This is a genomic window from Chromohalobacter beijerinckii (genome assembly GCF_023061185.1).
In the GTDB taxonomy this organism is placed as follows: domain Bacteria; phylum Pseudomonadota; class Gammaproteobacteria; order Pseudomonadales; family Halomonadaceae; genus Chromohalobacter; species Chromohalobacter beijerinckii.
The window spans coordinates 165,899-179,289 of sequence record NZ_JAKGAK010000005.1; the positions used below are offsets into that span (position 1 = coordinate 165,899).

Sequence of the window (13,391 nt, forward strand, 5' to 3'; positions counted from 1 at the left end):
TTGCTTTGTGATAGCCGATATCCCTTCACAGCAACGGGTGATGCATCAATTCACGCAATACCGAAGTTGCGAAGGCGCCGCGCGGCAAGCCGAAACCAAGCGTCACCCGGCCCATGGCATCATGCGTCAGCGACGGTGCATCAAGCGGCACGCCAAGCGCGCGCCGATCCATGCGCACGCCGGCCGCTTCCAGTCCCTGCGTGAGTGCCTCATGCCGCGTCGCGAGCCGCGTTTCTTCCTCGGCCACCTCTGCGCCACTCTCCAGATGCCCACGGCCCCACAGCGGGCCGGTAGGTATGACGTCGCCGCGCGCCGCGCGTTCGTGCAAGGTGGCGTCGACCTCGTCGGCCACGAAGCGGCTAGCCGTTCCCGCCAACGTCAGCACATCGCCAGGACGCGGCGTTCGCCAGGTCTGCGCGCGCAGGCGCGCGGCCAGCACCTCATTGAACAGGAAGCTGCGCGCCGCAGAAAGCTGCATACCATGCGGATCGTCACGCTTGCGCCAACCGCGCGCAAAGGCCTTCTGAGCAAGCACGAGATTGCGCCCTTCGCGGCCAAAGCGTTGCGGGCCGAAATAATTGGGCACACCATCCGCGCACAGGGCCTGCCAACGACGCGACAGCTCGGGATGCGAGGCGATCTCGCCGCTCAGCCGAAGCGTAAAATGGTTGGCGCGATGCACGCCGCGCTTGAGCTTGCGTGGATGACGTCGCGCCTCCTGCACCACGACCCCCATATCACTCAGTTGGGTAGCCAACGCGTCAGGGGCGTCACGCCCGGGCAGATGTACCGAGAGCCATTGGCGGGTAACCGCGATGCGGTCCTTGAGGCCGCTATAGCCCACGTCGCGCGGGCGCACGCCACACACTCGCGCCACGTGCTTGGCGGCTTCCGGTGTCGTCAGATCACGCTTCTCGATCCATAACCAGAGGTGTTCGCCCTGCCCTTCCGGCGCGAAATCGAATACTTCTTCGACGAGGAAGTCTTCTGGCGTCATGCGAAAATCGCCAGGTGCCAGCGGCCCACCGTGAATACGCGGCCAATCGGGAGGCCAGAGCGACATATCGATCATGTGGCGTCCGCGCGTGTCAGTAGTACCACCGCCTCGGCGGCGATGCCTTCCTTGCGTCCGGTGAAACCGAGCCGCTCGCTGGTGGTCGCCTTGACGTTGACCGCGTCTTCCGCCATACCGAGCGTCTCGGCAATACGCGTGCGCATTAACGCGATGTAATCGGCCAGGCGCGGTGCCTGAGCGATCACGGTCGTATCCAGATTGACGATCCGATACCCCGTGGCGATGACTAGGTCATATACCCGGCGCAACAATTCGCGACTGTCGGCACCGGCCCAAGTCGCGTCGGTATCGGGAAAATGATGACCTATATCGCCCAAACCGCAGGCACCGAGCAGCGCATCGCACAGCGCGTGCAACAGAACGTCGCCGTCCGAATGGGCGATAAAACCGTGCGTATGCGCAATGCGCACACCACCGACCATCAGGTGATCGCCATCGCCAAAGCGGTGTACATCAAAACCGTGACCAATACGTAGCGTCATGAAAATGTCTCGTCGGAAAGCGGAGCATCGTACGCGGTTTCGCTGAGAAGCCGCGTGGCGAGGGAAAGGTCCTCGGGATGCGTAATCTTGAGATTGTCCCGGCGTCCGGACACCAAGCGCGGCGCCAGGCCCAGCGCCTCGAGTGCCGAAGCCTCGTCGGTAAGCGTAACGCGCGTGTCGCGGGCATGCGCGAATGCCCGGCACAGCACGCGATAAGCCGCGCCTTGCGGGGTCATGGCATGCCATAACCCCTCGCGCGACACAGTATGCACGACATGGCCGGCGGCATCGGCGCGCTTCATGGTGTCCGCCACCGGCGCCGCCAGCAGTCCTCCGTCGGGCGAGGTCTCAAGGACGGCGCGCAGGCGACGTAAGTCATCGAGCGCCACACAAGGCCGCGCGACATCGTGGACCAAGACCAGGTCATCGTCCGCCGCGACACCCTCGAGCGAGGCCAACGCGTTCGCCACCGAATCGGCGCGTTCACGACCTCCGGGCACGCGCTGCCAGTCGGTGAAGGGAACCCACTCGGGAGAGAAGCGAGCATCGTCGGCATCGAGGCACAGACGTAGCGCCGCGTCTGGAAAGGCAGCGTGTAGCCGCGCCAAGGTATGCGCCAGTACCGGTCTGCCTGCGATGTCGAGATATTGCTTGGGCAAGGCGGCCCCCATGCGACGGCCTTGCCCCGCCGCCGGCACGATCAACCATAATCGGCTCACGGCGCGGCCTCCTCGGGCATCGCCGCCGCCTTTTCGGGGTCGCCGCGTACCGTAGTGGCACTTTGCTCGACGATGGAGCGCTCCGCGGTCACGCCGGGCACCCAGAAGAACTGCTCGTCACGGCGCACCATGCCCAGGTCGCTGCGTGCCCGCTCCTCGATAGCATCGAGTCCTTTCTTGAGATCGATCACTTCCGCCGCCAGACGGTCATTTCGCGCCTGCAGCCGGTCGTTTTTTTCTTCAAGCACATCGGCACGGTGGCTAATATGGTTGAGTTCACGCACTCCCCCTTCACCAAACCACAGGTGATACTGCAGTAGACCGATCAGTACCACTAGCGTTATGCATATCCACTTCAACATCGTTGGTTCCGTCCTGGACCGACAGCTGCTCGGCATTATGCCATCATCAAGACACCCGCGCAGTCCACGCGGCGAGCCATTGCCGCACAACGCGCACCGCTGAAAGCGACGTCAAGGAGCCCTGAATGTACAAACTCGCGTTTTTCGTTCCCATGGACGACGCCGAAAGCGTCAAGGAAGCGGTTTTTGCTACCGGCGCCGGACGCATCGGTGACTACGAAGCCTGCTGCTTCCAGACGCCCGGACAGGGCCAGTTTCGCCCGCTCGATGGCGCCGACCCGCATATCGGCCAGGTCGGTGCGCTCAGCCATGTCGAGGAGTTGAAGGTCGAACTGGTCTGCGAGGACGACTATTTGGAAGCCGCCGTGGCGGCGCTCAAACTGGCCCACCCATACGAAGAACCGGCCTATGAAGCGTGGCGTCTGGCAGACGTCTAGGCGCCGTCGATCACTTGAAGCGGAGGGACGTCACGCGCTGCCGAAGTATCGTTCGCGGTCTTCGGCGGTGATGTCGCTCACGTGCAGCGGATAGTCACCGCCCCGGCGATCATCAAAATAGTGACGCAAGGTGCGCTCGATGGTGGGAAACGCCAACTCGTGCCAGGGAATCTCGGCCTCCTCGAACAGCGCCACCTCGAGACTCTCGGGACCAGACGCATAGTCGCCGCGCAGCACACCACGGAAGATCATGTAGACCTGGTCGATATGCGGCAGGTTGATGAGCGTGTAAAGGCCCTCGAGTTCGACGTCGGCGCAGGCTTCTTCGCGTGTCTCGCGCGCGGCTGCCTCAGATGTGGTCTCACCGTTTTCCATGAAGCCGGCAGGCAGCGTCCAGTAGCCTTTGCGAGGTGCGATCGCACGCCGGCACAGCAAGACGCGCTCGCCCGCTACCGGTAAGGTACCGGCCACGATGCGCGGATTCTGGTAATGGATGGTGCCGCAGGCATCGCAGAGAAAGCGTCCGCGATCGTCACCGCTGGGAATCGCGAAACGCACGGTTTGGCCACAATGGCTACAGAAATTCATGGTCGTCCTCGGGCGAGCGGTACGGCGCCCCATTAGGTGAAAAGCAACATGTTAGAGACACTGCGTGAACGCCTGCAAGCACACCATCCGCGCCATTTGAACGCCGATCTGCCGAGGGCCGCTGTGCTGCTCGCGATCGTCGAGCGCCGCGAGCCCACGCTCGTGCTGACGCGCCGTGCCGGCCACCTCGCGCAACACGGTGGACAAGTCGCGTTTCCCGGCGGTAAGGCCGAGCTCGAAGATGCCGACCTATGGGCCACGGCCTTGAGAGAAGCCCACGAGGAAATCGCCCTACCGCCTTCTCATGTCACGTGTCTCGGCCGGTTGAGCGATGTCATCTCGCGCCACGGCATCTGCGTGACGCCGTTCGTCGGCCTGATCCCTCCCGACCTTCCCCTGAGGCCGGACCATAATGAGCTGGATACCATTTTCGAGGTGCCGCTGACGTGGTTCCTCGAGGATCGCCGCAGCCACACGGACGTCATCCGTCACGGTGAGCACACGTATTATGTGCCCAGCTATGCCTACGCCGATCATGTAATATGGGGGCTGTCGGCGATGATGCTGGTCGAACTGCTGGCGGTGGGTTTCGCGCGCCCCATCAGTCTCGACCGTGCGCCCCTCGGTAGTCCGTTGCGTCATCTGCCCGCACCATCCCCGCCACGGTCTTGAAAACTGCACCGGAGCCTATTCGCATGTCGCGACATGACCCCGCCGACTACCTCGACAAGGCCGCGTTACCCCGACTGCTGGATGCGTTGGTCGCGCAGGGCTGGTTCGTCGGCGAACGCTTCATCGATACCGCGCTATGCCACAGCTTGCAGGCGGAATTGCAGACGCTGAAGACACAATCGCAGCTCGACGAAGCCGGCATCGGCCGTGGCCAGGCGCACCGTATCAAACGCGATGTTCGTGGCGATGCCATTCATTGGCTGGATCGCGAAAGCCGAGCCCAGCGCCAATACCTGGCAGTAATGACATTCTTGAAGCAGGCCATCAATCGCGCACTCTACCTGGGGCTTTTCGAGTTCGAGGCGCACTTTGCCTTGTACCCGCCCGGCGCCTTTTACAAGAAGCATCTCGACAGCTTTCGCGGCCGCAGCAACCGTATCGTCTCGACCGTGCTGTACCTCAATTCCGCGTGGACGACCTCGCACGGCGGCGAGATGGCGTTGTTCGACCCCGATGACCCCGACCGTGAAATTGCGCGCATACGCCCCGAACTCGGGACCTTCGTGTGTTTTCTCGCCGACCGCCTCCCCCACGAGGTGCTGCCGACCCAGGCTCCACGCACCAGCATCGCCGGCTGGTTCCGCCGCAACGCCTCGCTGGGCGGCACCGTCGATCCGGCCCGCTGAAGACGCCGCATCACCACGCTTCGTCGAGCACGCCAGGATTGGCCTCGATCACGGCCAACTGCGCCCGCCCGATGGGCAGCCACTGACGCAGTACGAAGTCCGCGCTGGCCAACTTGGCTCGATAGAAGGCATCGTCATTACCGGTTATCAACGCCGCCTGCGCGATCAGCGCCGCACGCCCCATCTGCCAGGCGCATAGCACATGCCCGGTCAACGCCAGCAGCGGCGTCGCCAGCGCCTGGAGCGCGTCGGGGCCGCGCTCGGCATCGTCGCCCCGTGCCAGCACGATGACCATCGCCCGACGTAGGTCCACCACACCCTGATGCAGCGACACCCCCAAGTCAGCGAGTTTAGCATCAGCTGTGAGCGCATCGGCGCAAGCGGCGACCTCGTCAAGCACGTCACCCAAGGCGGCACCGCCGTCGCGGTGAATCTTCCGACCGGCAAGGTCGAGCGCTTGAATGCCGTTGGTGCCTTCGTAGATCGGCGCGATGCGTGCATCGCGTAGATGCTGCGCGGCGCCAGTCTCTTCGATGAACCCCGCGCCACCGTGTACCTGAATGCCCAGCGAGGCAATATCCACTGCCTGGTCGGTGGAAAAGGCTTTGACCACCGGCGTGTAGAGATCGACTCGCTGTTGGGCGCGTTGCCGTTCGTCCACCGTGGGCGCATGGCGGGCACGATCCATCTCGCTGGCCGAGAGCAAAGCCAGGGCTCTCAGGCCCTCCAGGCGCGCGCGCATCGACAGCAGCATGCGGCGCACGTCGTAATGTTCGCTGAGCACGGCGGATCGGCCACCGCGCGATTCGGGCGTGCGACCTTGCACTCGCTCCGCGGCATACGCACGTGCTTGCTGATAGGCCCGCTCGGCCACGCCAATGCCTTGAATGCCGACCTTGTGGCGCGCCGCGTTCATCATCGTGAACATATGCTGAAGCCCACGGCCGGGTTCGCCGACCAGATAACCGATGGCACCCTCGTGCTCGCCGAAGCTGAGGACGCAGGTCGGCGAGCCGTGAATACCCAGCTTGTGCTCCAACGACACGCAACTCACGTCATTGCGCGCGCCCAGGCGGCCCTGTTCATCGACCAGGAACTTGGGCACCAGAAACAGCGATATACCGCGATTGCCCTCGGCGGCATCCGGCAGGCGGGCGAGAACCAGGTGGATGATGTTGTCGGCGCAGTCATGCTCGCCCCAGGTAATGAAGATCTTCTGACCGTTCAGCCGATAGTGTGCATCCTCCGGCACTGCCCGCGTGCGTACCATCGACAAGTCCGAGCCGGCCTGCGGCTCGGTGAGGTTCATGGTGCCCGTCCACTCGCCACTGATCAGCTTCTCCAGGTAGCGCGACTTGAGTTCCTCGCTACCATGCTGAGCCAGTGCTTCGACGGCCCCCGCCGTCAACAGCGGGCACAGTGCCAGCGCCATGTTGGCGGAATGCCACATTTCTTGCACCGCGCTGGCGACGACCTCCGGCAGGCCTTGCCCGCCATGAGCGGGATCGCTACCGATGCCGTTCCACCCGCCCTCGGCGAAGGCGCGATAAGCCTCGGCGAAGCCCATCGGCGTATGTACTTCGCCATTCTCAAGACGGCACCCTTGTTCATCGCCACGGCGATTGAGCGGCGCCCATACCTCGCCCGCCAGGCGCGCAGCCTCCTCGATGATGGCAGTGACCAGTTCCCCGGAAAGCTCTTGATACTCAGGCAGGCGGAGCGAGCGGTGCTCGAGCAATTCTTCGAGCACGAAACGAAGATCACGTAACGGCGCAGCATAGGAAGACATGACTCACCTTCATCATTCAGACGTCTATCATTCAAACGTATGTGTTAATTGGACTGCATGGCGTGATCATAGAGGCGCCGGGCGCGACGGGCCATTAGCCGAACGGTGCAGGAGCCGCAAGACCATGCCCGTTCAGGCCATCCATTAGCAGCCAGGCGTTGGGGTCCGCTTGCAATTTTTCCTTGCATGACCAACGCTTAAAGGCATTGATTGTAAATACTGAGACCGATATCGGCATGCAGACGCCACTACCGTCGGCCCTTGCTTTTTCCAATATCGCACTGTTTCTCGATTTCGATGGCACATTGGTGCCCATTGCATCGCATCCGGATGCCGTTACGCTGCCACACCGCCAGCGCAGTTTGCTGAGCAAACTGCAGACCCAGCTCAAGGGCGCCCTAGCCGTCATCAGTGGCCGTCGCCTGGCCGACTTGGAGCGCCTGACGGCGCCCCTGCCGCTAACTCTCGTAGGATGCCATGGCGCACAGAGGCGCGATAGCGATGGCACCCGACACGCCGAGCGGCTCGAACCCGAGGCCGTGGCGTATCTGGGTGCTTTCCTGGCCGAATTCACACAACAACATCCCGGCACCGTATTCGAGGACAAAACATACGCCTTCACTCTCCACTACCGTCAGGCGCCGCAGCACGAACGGGCCTGCCGAGATACGATGACACGCCTTTGGCATGCCTACCGCGACACCTACCAACTCACCGAGGGCAAGTGCCTGCTGGAACTTCGTCATCATACTTGTCATAAGGGACGCGCCGTGCAGCGACTGCTCGACGCGCCACCCTTTCGGCGGCGCATCCCGCTGTTCATTGGCGACGACCGCACGGACGAGGACGCCTTTCCCGTCGTCAATGCTCGCGGCGGCTTCTCCGTGCGCGTCGGTGAAGCCGCGCAGAGTCAAGCCACGTATCGCCTGGATAGCATTGAGGAGGTTTTATCATGGTTGGAACATCAGACAAGGAGCATGCCACCCTAACGCAAGATCCGACACTCGAGTTGGGTGTGGTGGGCAACTGCCAAGTCAGCGGCTTGATCGATGATCAATCGCGTATCGTCTGGTTCTGTTTTCCACGCCTGGATAGCGCACCGATGTTTTCGCGCCTGGTGGATACGCAGGATCGCGGTTATTTCGCCATCGATGTCGAAAACCGTGTCGCCAGCCATCAATACTATGTCCGTAACACCGCCATTCTGTGCACGGAGATCGAGGATGCCGAGGGCGGAAAGGTCCGCATCACCGACTTCTGTCCTCGCTTCTTGCAGTTCGGGCGAGAATTTCATCCCACCGGGCTGTGTCGGCGCGTAGAGCGCATCGCCGGCACTCCGGTCATCCGCACACGTCTGCGTCCGGTGCAGGGCTACGACGGTACGTCGCCCGATACGACTCACGGTAGCCACCACATCCGCTATCTGTGCCAAGACGGGGTGGTGCGCCTAACTACCGATGCCTCGATCACCCACTTACTGCAGGAATCTGCCCACGCCCTGGATCGCCCGTTGCATTTCATCATCGGGCCCGACGAGAGCCTGACCACCACCCCCGCGCGGCTCTACAACCACTATTGGGAAGAGACGCGCCGCTATTGGCACGACTGGGTCAGCCGGCTGGCCGTGCCCTTCGAATGGCAGGACGCCGTGATTCGCGCCGCCATCACGCTGAAACTCAGCACCTTCGACGATACTGGGGCCGTGGTCGCGGCCATGACCACCTCGATTCCCGAAGCGGCGAACACCCAGCGCAATTGGGATTACCGCTATTGCTGGCTGCGCGATTCATATTTCGTGGTGCATGCACTCAACCGGCTCGGCGCGACCGGGACGATGGAAAACTTCCTGCACTACATCATCGACCTCGTCGTCGGCACCCATCGTCATCAGTTACAGCCGCTTTATGGCATCGGCGGCGAGACGGTCCTGGACGAGCACAGCCTCGAGACGCTCGCCGGGTATCACGGCATGGGGCCGGTGCGTGTGGGCAACGCGGCCTATCTGCAGAATCAGCATGATGTCTACGGCGCCGTCGTCCTGGCTGCCAACCAAGTTTTCTTCGATCAGCGCCTCGAGGAGGTCGGCAACGAGACCCTGTTCCGTCGCCTCGAGCCCTTGGGCCACTTGGCCGCTGAATGTTACGACCAACCCGATGCCAGTATCTGGGAATATCGCGGCCGCGCGCGCGTACATACCTACTCGGCCATCATGTGCTGGGCGGCCTGCGATCGGCTAGCCAAGATCGCCGCGCAACTCGATCTGGACAGCGCCGCACGGCACTGGCGCGACACCGCAGACACCATGCACCGCACCATCTGCACCGAGTCCTGGAACGAGACGCAAGACTTCTTCGCCGAGAGCTTCGGCGGCGAAGGCCTGGATGCCAGCCTGTTGCTCATCAACGAGCTGGGCTTTTTGCCCGCCGACGACCCGCGCTTCGTCGCCACCGTCAAGGCCATTGGCGGACACCTGCGGCGTGGCGATCACCTCTTTCGCTACGTCGCTGACGACGATTTCGGGGCGCCCGAAAATGCCTTCAACATCTGCACGTTCTGGTATATCGACGCGCTCTGGGCGATCGGCGATCACACCGAAGCCAGGCGCCTGTTCGAGGGGCTTCTGGCATGTCGCAACAAGGTGGGGCTACTCTCCGAGGACCTCGACCCCGACAGTCACCAGCTATGGGGCAACTTCCCGCAAACCTACAGCATGGTGGGGCTGATCAACTCGGCGCTGCACCTCAGCAAGAGCTGGGAGGAAGCGCTATGAAAGACCTTGTCGTGGTCTCCAACCGGGTGTCGATCCCCGAGGCCGGACGCTCCCAGGCAGGGGGCTTGGCGATGGCGCTCAATAGCGCCCTCGCCCGCCATGGGGGCATGTGGTTCGGCTGGAATGGAGAGATTAGCCATGACACCTCGCTACAACCGACGCAGACATGCCGCAATGGTATTACCTACGCCACCTTGCCGCTGAATGCGGAGCAGCACGATGACTATTACTTGGGTTTTTCCAACGAAGTACTGTGGCCAATCTTCCACTTCAATCTGGGCGCCATGAAGTTCCAACGCCGCCAGGCCGAGGTCTACTACGCGACCAACCTGCATTTCGCCGAAAAACTCAGCACGCTGCTCACCGGCGATGAGCTCATCTGGGTACACGACTACCACCTTATTCCTCTCGGTGAAGCCTTGCGTCGCCAGGGGAGTCATGCCCTGATGGGGTTTTTTCTGCACATTCCCTTTCCCAGCGCCGAGCTATTGCGCTGTATACCCGGACATCGCGACTTGTTGGCAAGCTTCTTCGCTTATGACTTGCTGGGATTCCAGACGCCCCAAGACCTCGAAACCTTCTGCCATGCCGCAATCCGCATCCTCGGGGCCAAGCGCAGCGATAATGTGCTGCGCTACGGCGACCGACGCCTGAAACTTGGCATCTACCCCGTGGGCATCGATGTCGACACACTGCAACGCGAGGCACAGCATAGCGAAACCAAACAAACCGTCCGTCAGCTACGTGCCTCGTTGGGAGGCTGTGCGCTGATCGCCGGCGCCGACCGGCTCGACTATTCCAAGGGACTTGGCGAACGCATGCTCGCTTTCGAGCATCTGCTCGACGACTATCCCCACTACCGGCGCCACGTACTCTATACGCAAATCGCGAGCCCCTCACGAAGCGCCATCACCGAATACGACGACCTGCGCCAGCAGCTCGAATCCCAGGCCGGCCACATCAATGGCTTGCATTCCGATCTCGATTGGGTGCCAGTGCATTACATCAACAAGACGTATCCGCGCACCGCCCTCATGGGACTCTTTCGCGCCGCCCAGGTGGGCCTTGTCACACCGCTGCGCGATGGCATGAACCTAGTATGCAAGGAATTCGTCGCGGCCCAGGACAGCCGCAACCCCGGCGCGCTGGTGCTCAGTGAACTCGCCGGCGCCGCGCATGAGCTCGAGGGCGCCTTGCTGGTCAACCCCTACGACCCGCATGCCATCGCAGAAGCGCTCGATCAAGCACTGCAGATGCCATACGAAGAGCGTTGCCAACGCCATGCCAGCATGCTGGCTAGCGTCCGCTGCAATGACCTGACGCGCTGGTGGCAGCGTTTCTTGGACGATCTCGGGTATGCCGTATCGGGTTGAAATCCGCCGCTTAGATTTCGCCTAACGGTTGAAAGGCGATGCATAACCACGTATTTTGATTGAACAATCAATTAATAAAAATATGATTTCATTCCATCGGTAGCTACGTGACGCATGCCTCCAACGGAGCGTGACACGCAACCAAGACAGTCACGTCTCCCGCGAACATCTCGGCAGCGGCCAGAGATCCGCTGCCAAGGAGCTCGCATGGGTAGGTCGTGTTCACGACGGCGGCGCGCGGCCAGACCACATCTTGACTCGGCCCTAGTAAAAGAACGCGCCTCTCGTCTCGCTACCGTCGTGCTTACACAACTAGAGGATTGCTCATGCATCCACAACACACCGACGACGTCAGCCGCGACCGCCTCAATCCGGTGGTCTTCTACGGTTCGGTGATTGGCATCGTGCTCTTCGCGCTCTGGACGATGTTTTTCACCGACTCGGCCAGCGGCATCATCAACGCCATTCTGGGCTGGATTTCCAACACCTTCGGTTGGTATTACTTCCTCGCCGTGGTTGCCTACTTAGTGTTCGTGATCGGCATTGGCCTGTCACGTTTCGGCAAGATCAAGTTGGGGCCCGATCACTCCAAGCCCGACTTCAACATGGCCTCCTGGGCGGCGATGTTGTTCTCGGCAGGGATCGGCATCGACCTGTTGTTTTTCTGTATCGCCGAACCGGTAACCCAGTTCCTAACGCCTCCCGAAGGTGAAGGCAACACGATAGAAGCCGCGCGGCACGCCATGCAGCTAACGTTCCTTCACTGGGGACTTTCCGGATGGGGCATTTACACGTTGGTGGGCATGTCGCTAGCGTTCTTCAGCTACCGGCATAATCTGCCGCTGACCATCCGCAGCGCGCTCTATCCCATCTTCGGCAAGAAAATCCATGGTCCCATTGGGCATACCGTGGATATCGCCGCGGTGCTGGGCACGGTCTTCGGTATCGCTACCAGCCTGGGAATCGGGGTCATCCAGCTCAACTTCGGCCTCAGCTACATGTTCTCGATTCCCGAGAATACCCTGGTGCAAGCGGCGTTGGTGATCATGATCGTATTCTTCGCCACGGTGTCCGCCGTCACCGGGGTAGAGAAAGGCATTCGCCGCCTATCCGAGTTCAACATGCTGCTGGCCCTGTTGCTGTTGCTGTTCGTACTCTTCAGCGGCAAGACCTTGTTCCTGCTCAACGTGCTGGTGCTCAACGTCGGCGACTACTTTTCCGACTTCATCAGCCTCTCGATGAATACCTACGCCTTCGATCCGCCCTCTGCTTGGCTCAATGGCTGGACCCTGTTTTTCTGGGCCTGGTGGATTGCCTGGGGGCCTTTCGTGGGTCTTTTCCTGGCACGTATCTCGCGCGGCCGCACGATTCGTGAATTCGTGGCCGGCACGCTCATTCTGCCACTGGTCTTCATGATGGCGTGGATGTCGATCATGGGGAACAGCGCCATCGACATGGTCATGAACGGGGCCACAGATTTCGGGGATGCGGCGATGAACACGCCGGCTTCGTCCATCTATCTGTTCCTCGAATCCTTGCCGCTGACCGGAATTACCACGCTGGTCACGACCATTCTTGCCATCGTTTTCTTCGTCACGTCAGGCGACTCCGGGGCATTGGTACTGTCCAACTTCACTTCCAAGCTCAAGGACGTGAACAGCGACGCACCGATCTGGATGCGCATTCTGTGGGCCTGCGTGATTGGCCTGCTGACACTGGCGCTACTCATGGCCGGTGGCTTGTCGGCCCTACAGAGCGTGGTGGTCATCACCGGCCTGCCCTTCTCTATCGTGCTGTTCTTTATGATGGCGGGCTTGCTCAAGGCGCTGCGTGTGGAAGGTCTCAAAGAGGACAGCCATCGCTCCAGCCTCGCCGGGCACCTTTCCAGCCGCACCGGTGGCGGCGAGCGCGCGCCGCGCGGTTGGCGCCAGCGCCTCAGCCGAGCGATGAGTTTCCCGGGTGACAAGCAGGCGCGGCGCTTCCTCGATGAAGTGGCCAAGCCAGCCATGCAGGAAGTCAGTCAGGCCATCGGCCAGGAAGGCGTCAATGTCGAGGTCGACGAGAAGGAAGGCGACGAAGCGCATCTTGCACTCAATGTAAGCCTCGGCGACGAGCAGAACTTCACCTATCAGATCTGGCCGCGCCGTTTCGCCACCCCCTCGTTCGCACTTCGCGCCCAACAGGATAATGCCTATTATTATCGCCTAGAGGTCTATCTGCTCGAGGGCAGTCAGGGCTACGACCTGATGGGCTACAACAAAGGGCAGGTGATCGAAGACATTCTCGATCAGTACGAACGTCACCTCCACTTCTTGCACATGAACCGGCAAGCGCCGGGGACCGTGGCCATGCCCGACAGCACTGAGCAACCGTCGGCATGATCTAGGCAACTACCACACCGAGCCATTAGGGGCGCATCGCCAGATGCGCCCCTTTTT

Annotated in this window: 13 protein-coding genes; 7 read left to right on the top strand and 6 right to left on the bottom strand. The window is 61.6% G+C overall.

The features are described 5' to 3' along the window. Positions 1-25 precede the first annotated feature (25 nt). Genes truD through ftsB form a run of 4 tightly spaced genes read right to left on the bottom strand, consistent with a single transcriptional unit; the run spans position 26 to position 2,638 of the window. A complete protein-coding gene (gene truD, locus L1075_RS06710; protein WP_246940957.1) occupies positions 26-1,072 on the bottom strand; it encodes a tRNA pseudouridine(13) synthase TruD in 1,047 nt (348 codons plus the stop codon). After that, positions 1,069-1,557, bottom strand: coding sequence for a 2-C-methyl-D-erythritol 2,4-cyclodiphosphate synthase (gene ispF, locus L1075_RS06715; RefSeq protein ID WP_040242569.1), 489 nt, complete (start codon positions 1,555-1,557; stop codon positions 1,069-1,071). The genes truD and ispF overlap by 4 nt, the downstream gene beginning before the upstream one ends. Then, positions 1,554-2,276 (bottom strand): 2-C-methyl-D-erythritol 4-phosphate cytidylyltransferase, encoded by a 723-nt coding sequence (gene ispD / locus L1075_RS06720; RefSeq protein WP_246940960.1) that lies wholly within the window; start codon positions 2,274-2,276, stop codon positions 1,554-1,556. Before ispD ends, ispF begins: the two co-directional genes overlap by 4 nt. Continuing rightward, a complete protein-coding gene (gene ftsB, locus L1075_RS06725; RefSeq protein WP_246894045.1) occupies positions 2,273-2,638 on the bottom strand; it encodes a cell division protein FtsB in 366 nt (121 codons plus the stop codon). Before ftsB ends, ispD begins: the two co-directional genes overlap by 4 nt. Before the next feature lie 125 nt (positions 2,639-2,763). Between ftsB and L1075_RS06730 the strand changes: the two genes are divergently transcribed. After that, positions 2,764-3,075 carry a YqfO family protein gene (locus L1075_RS06730; RefSeq protein ID WP_246894044.1) on the top strand — a complete coding sequence of 104 codons (312 nt, stop codon included), beginning with the start codon at positions 2,764-2,766 and terminating at the stop codon, positions 3,073-3,075. 30 nt (positions 3,076-3,105) lie between these two features. Here L1075_RS06730 and L1075_RS06735 read toward each other — a convergent pair whose 3' ends face one another. Then, the gene (locus L1075_RS06735) at positions 3,106-3,663 is read right to left on the bottom strand and encodes an NUDIX hydrolase (protein WP_246894043.1); all 558 of its coding nucleotides are present in this window, start codon (positions 3,661-3,663) and stop codon (positions 3,106-3,108) included. 48 nt (positions 3,664-3,711) lie between these two features. Here L1075_RS06735 and L1075_RS06740 point away from each other — a divergent pair, with 48 nt between their 5' ends. Next, entirely contained in the window at positions 3,712-4,335 is a 624-nt protein-coding gene (locus L1075_RS06740; RefSeq protein ID WP_246940963.1) for a CoA pyrophosphatase, read from the top strand. A gap of 23 nt (positions 4,336-4,358) precedes the next feature. Beyond that, positions 4,359-5,021 (top strand): 2OG-Fe(II) oxygenase, encoded by a 663-nt coding sequence (locus L1075_RS06745; RefSeq protein WP_246940966.1) that lies wholly within the window; start codon positions 4,359-4,361, stop codon positions 5,019-5,021. A 10-nt stretch (positions 5,022-5,031) separates the two neighbouring features. Here the strand turns inward: L1075_RS06745 and L1075_RS06750 are convergent, their stop codons facing one another. Continuing rightward, positions 5,032-6,810, bottom strand: a complete 1,779-nt coding sequence (locus L1075_RS06750; protein ID WP_246940968.1) for an acyl-CoA dehydrogenase — start codon at positions 6,808-6,810, stop codon at positions 5,032-5,034. A gap of 236 nt (positions 6,811-7,046) precedes the next feature. On the opposite strand from L1075_RS06750, the gene otsB reads away from it, so the two are divergent. The 4 genes from otsB to L1075_RS06770 all read left to right on the top strand — a co-directional run bounded on the left by otsB (position 7,047) and on the right by L1075_RS06770 (position 13,334). Next, positions 7,047-7,799 carry a trehalose-phosphatase gene (gene otsB, locus L1075_RS06755; RefSeq protein WP_246940971.1) on the top strand — a complete coding sequence of 251 codons (753 nt, stop codon included), beginning with the start codon at positions 7,047-7,049 and terminating at the stop codon, positions 7,797-7,799. After that, entirely contained in the window at positions 7,763-9,580 is a 1,818-nt protein-coding gene (locus tag L1075_RS06760; protein WP_246940974.1) for a glycoside hydrolase family 15 protein, read from the top strand. Before otsB ends, L1075_RS06760 begins: the two co-directional genes overlap by 37 nt. Beyond that, complete coding sequence (locus L1075_RS06765) at positions 9,577-10,953, top strand: alpha,alpha-trehalose-phosphate synthase (UDP-forming) (RefSeq protein ID WP_246940977.1); 1,377 nt, start codon at positions 9,577-9,579, stop codon at positions 10,951-10,953. The genes L1075_RS06760 and L1075_RS06765 overlap by 4 nt, the downstream gene beginning before the upstream one ends. A gap of 326 nt (positions 10,954-11,279) precedes the next feature. Beyond that, positions 11,280-13,334, top strand: coding sequence for a choline transporter (locus L1075_RS06770; protein WP_246894037.1), 2,055 nt, complete (start codon positions 11,280-11,282; stop codon positions 13,332-13,334). The last annotated feature ends 57 nt before the right edge of the window (positions 13,335-13,391 follow it).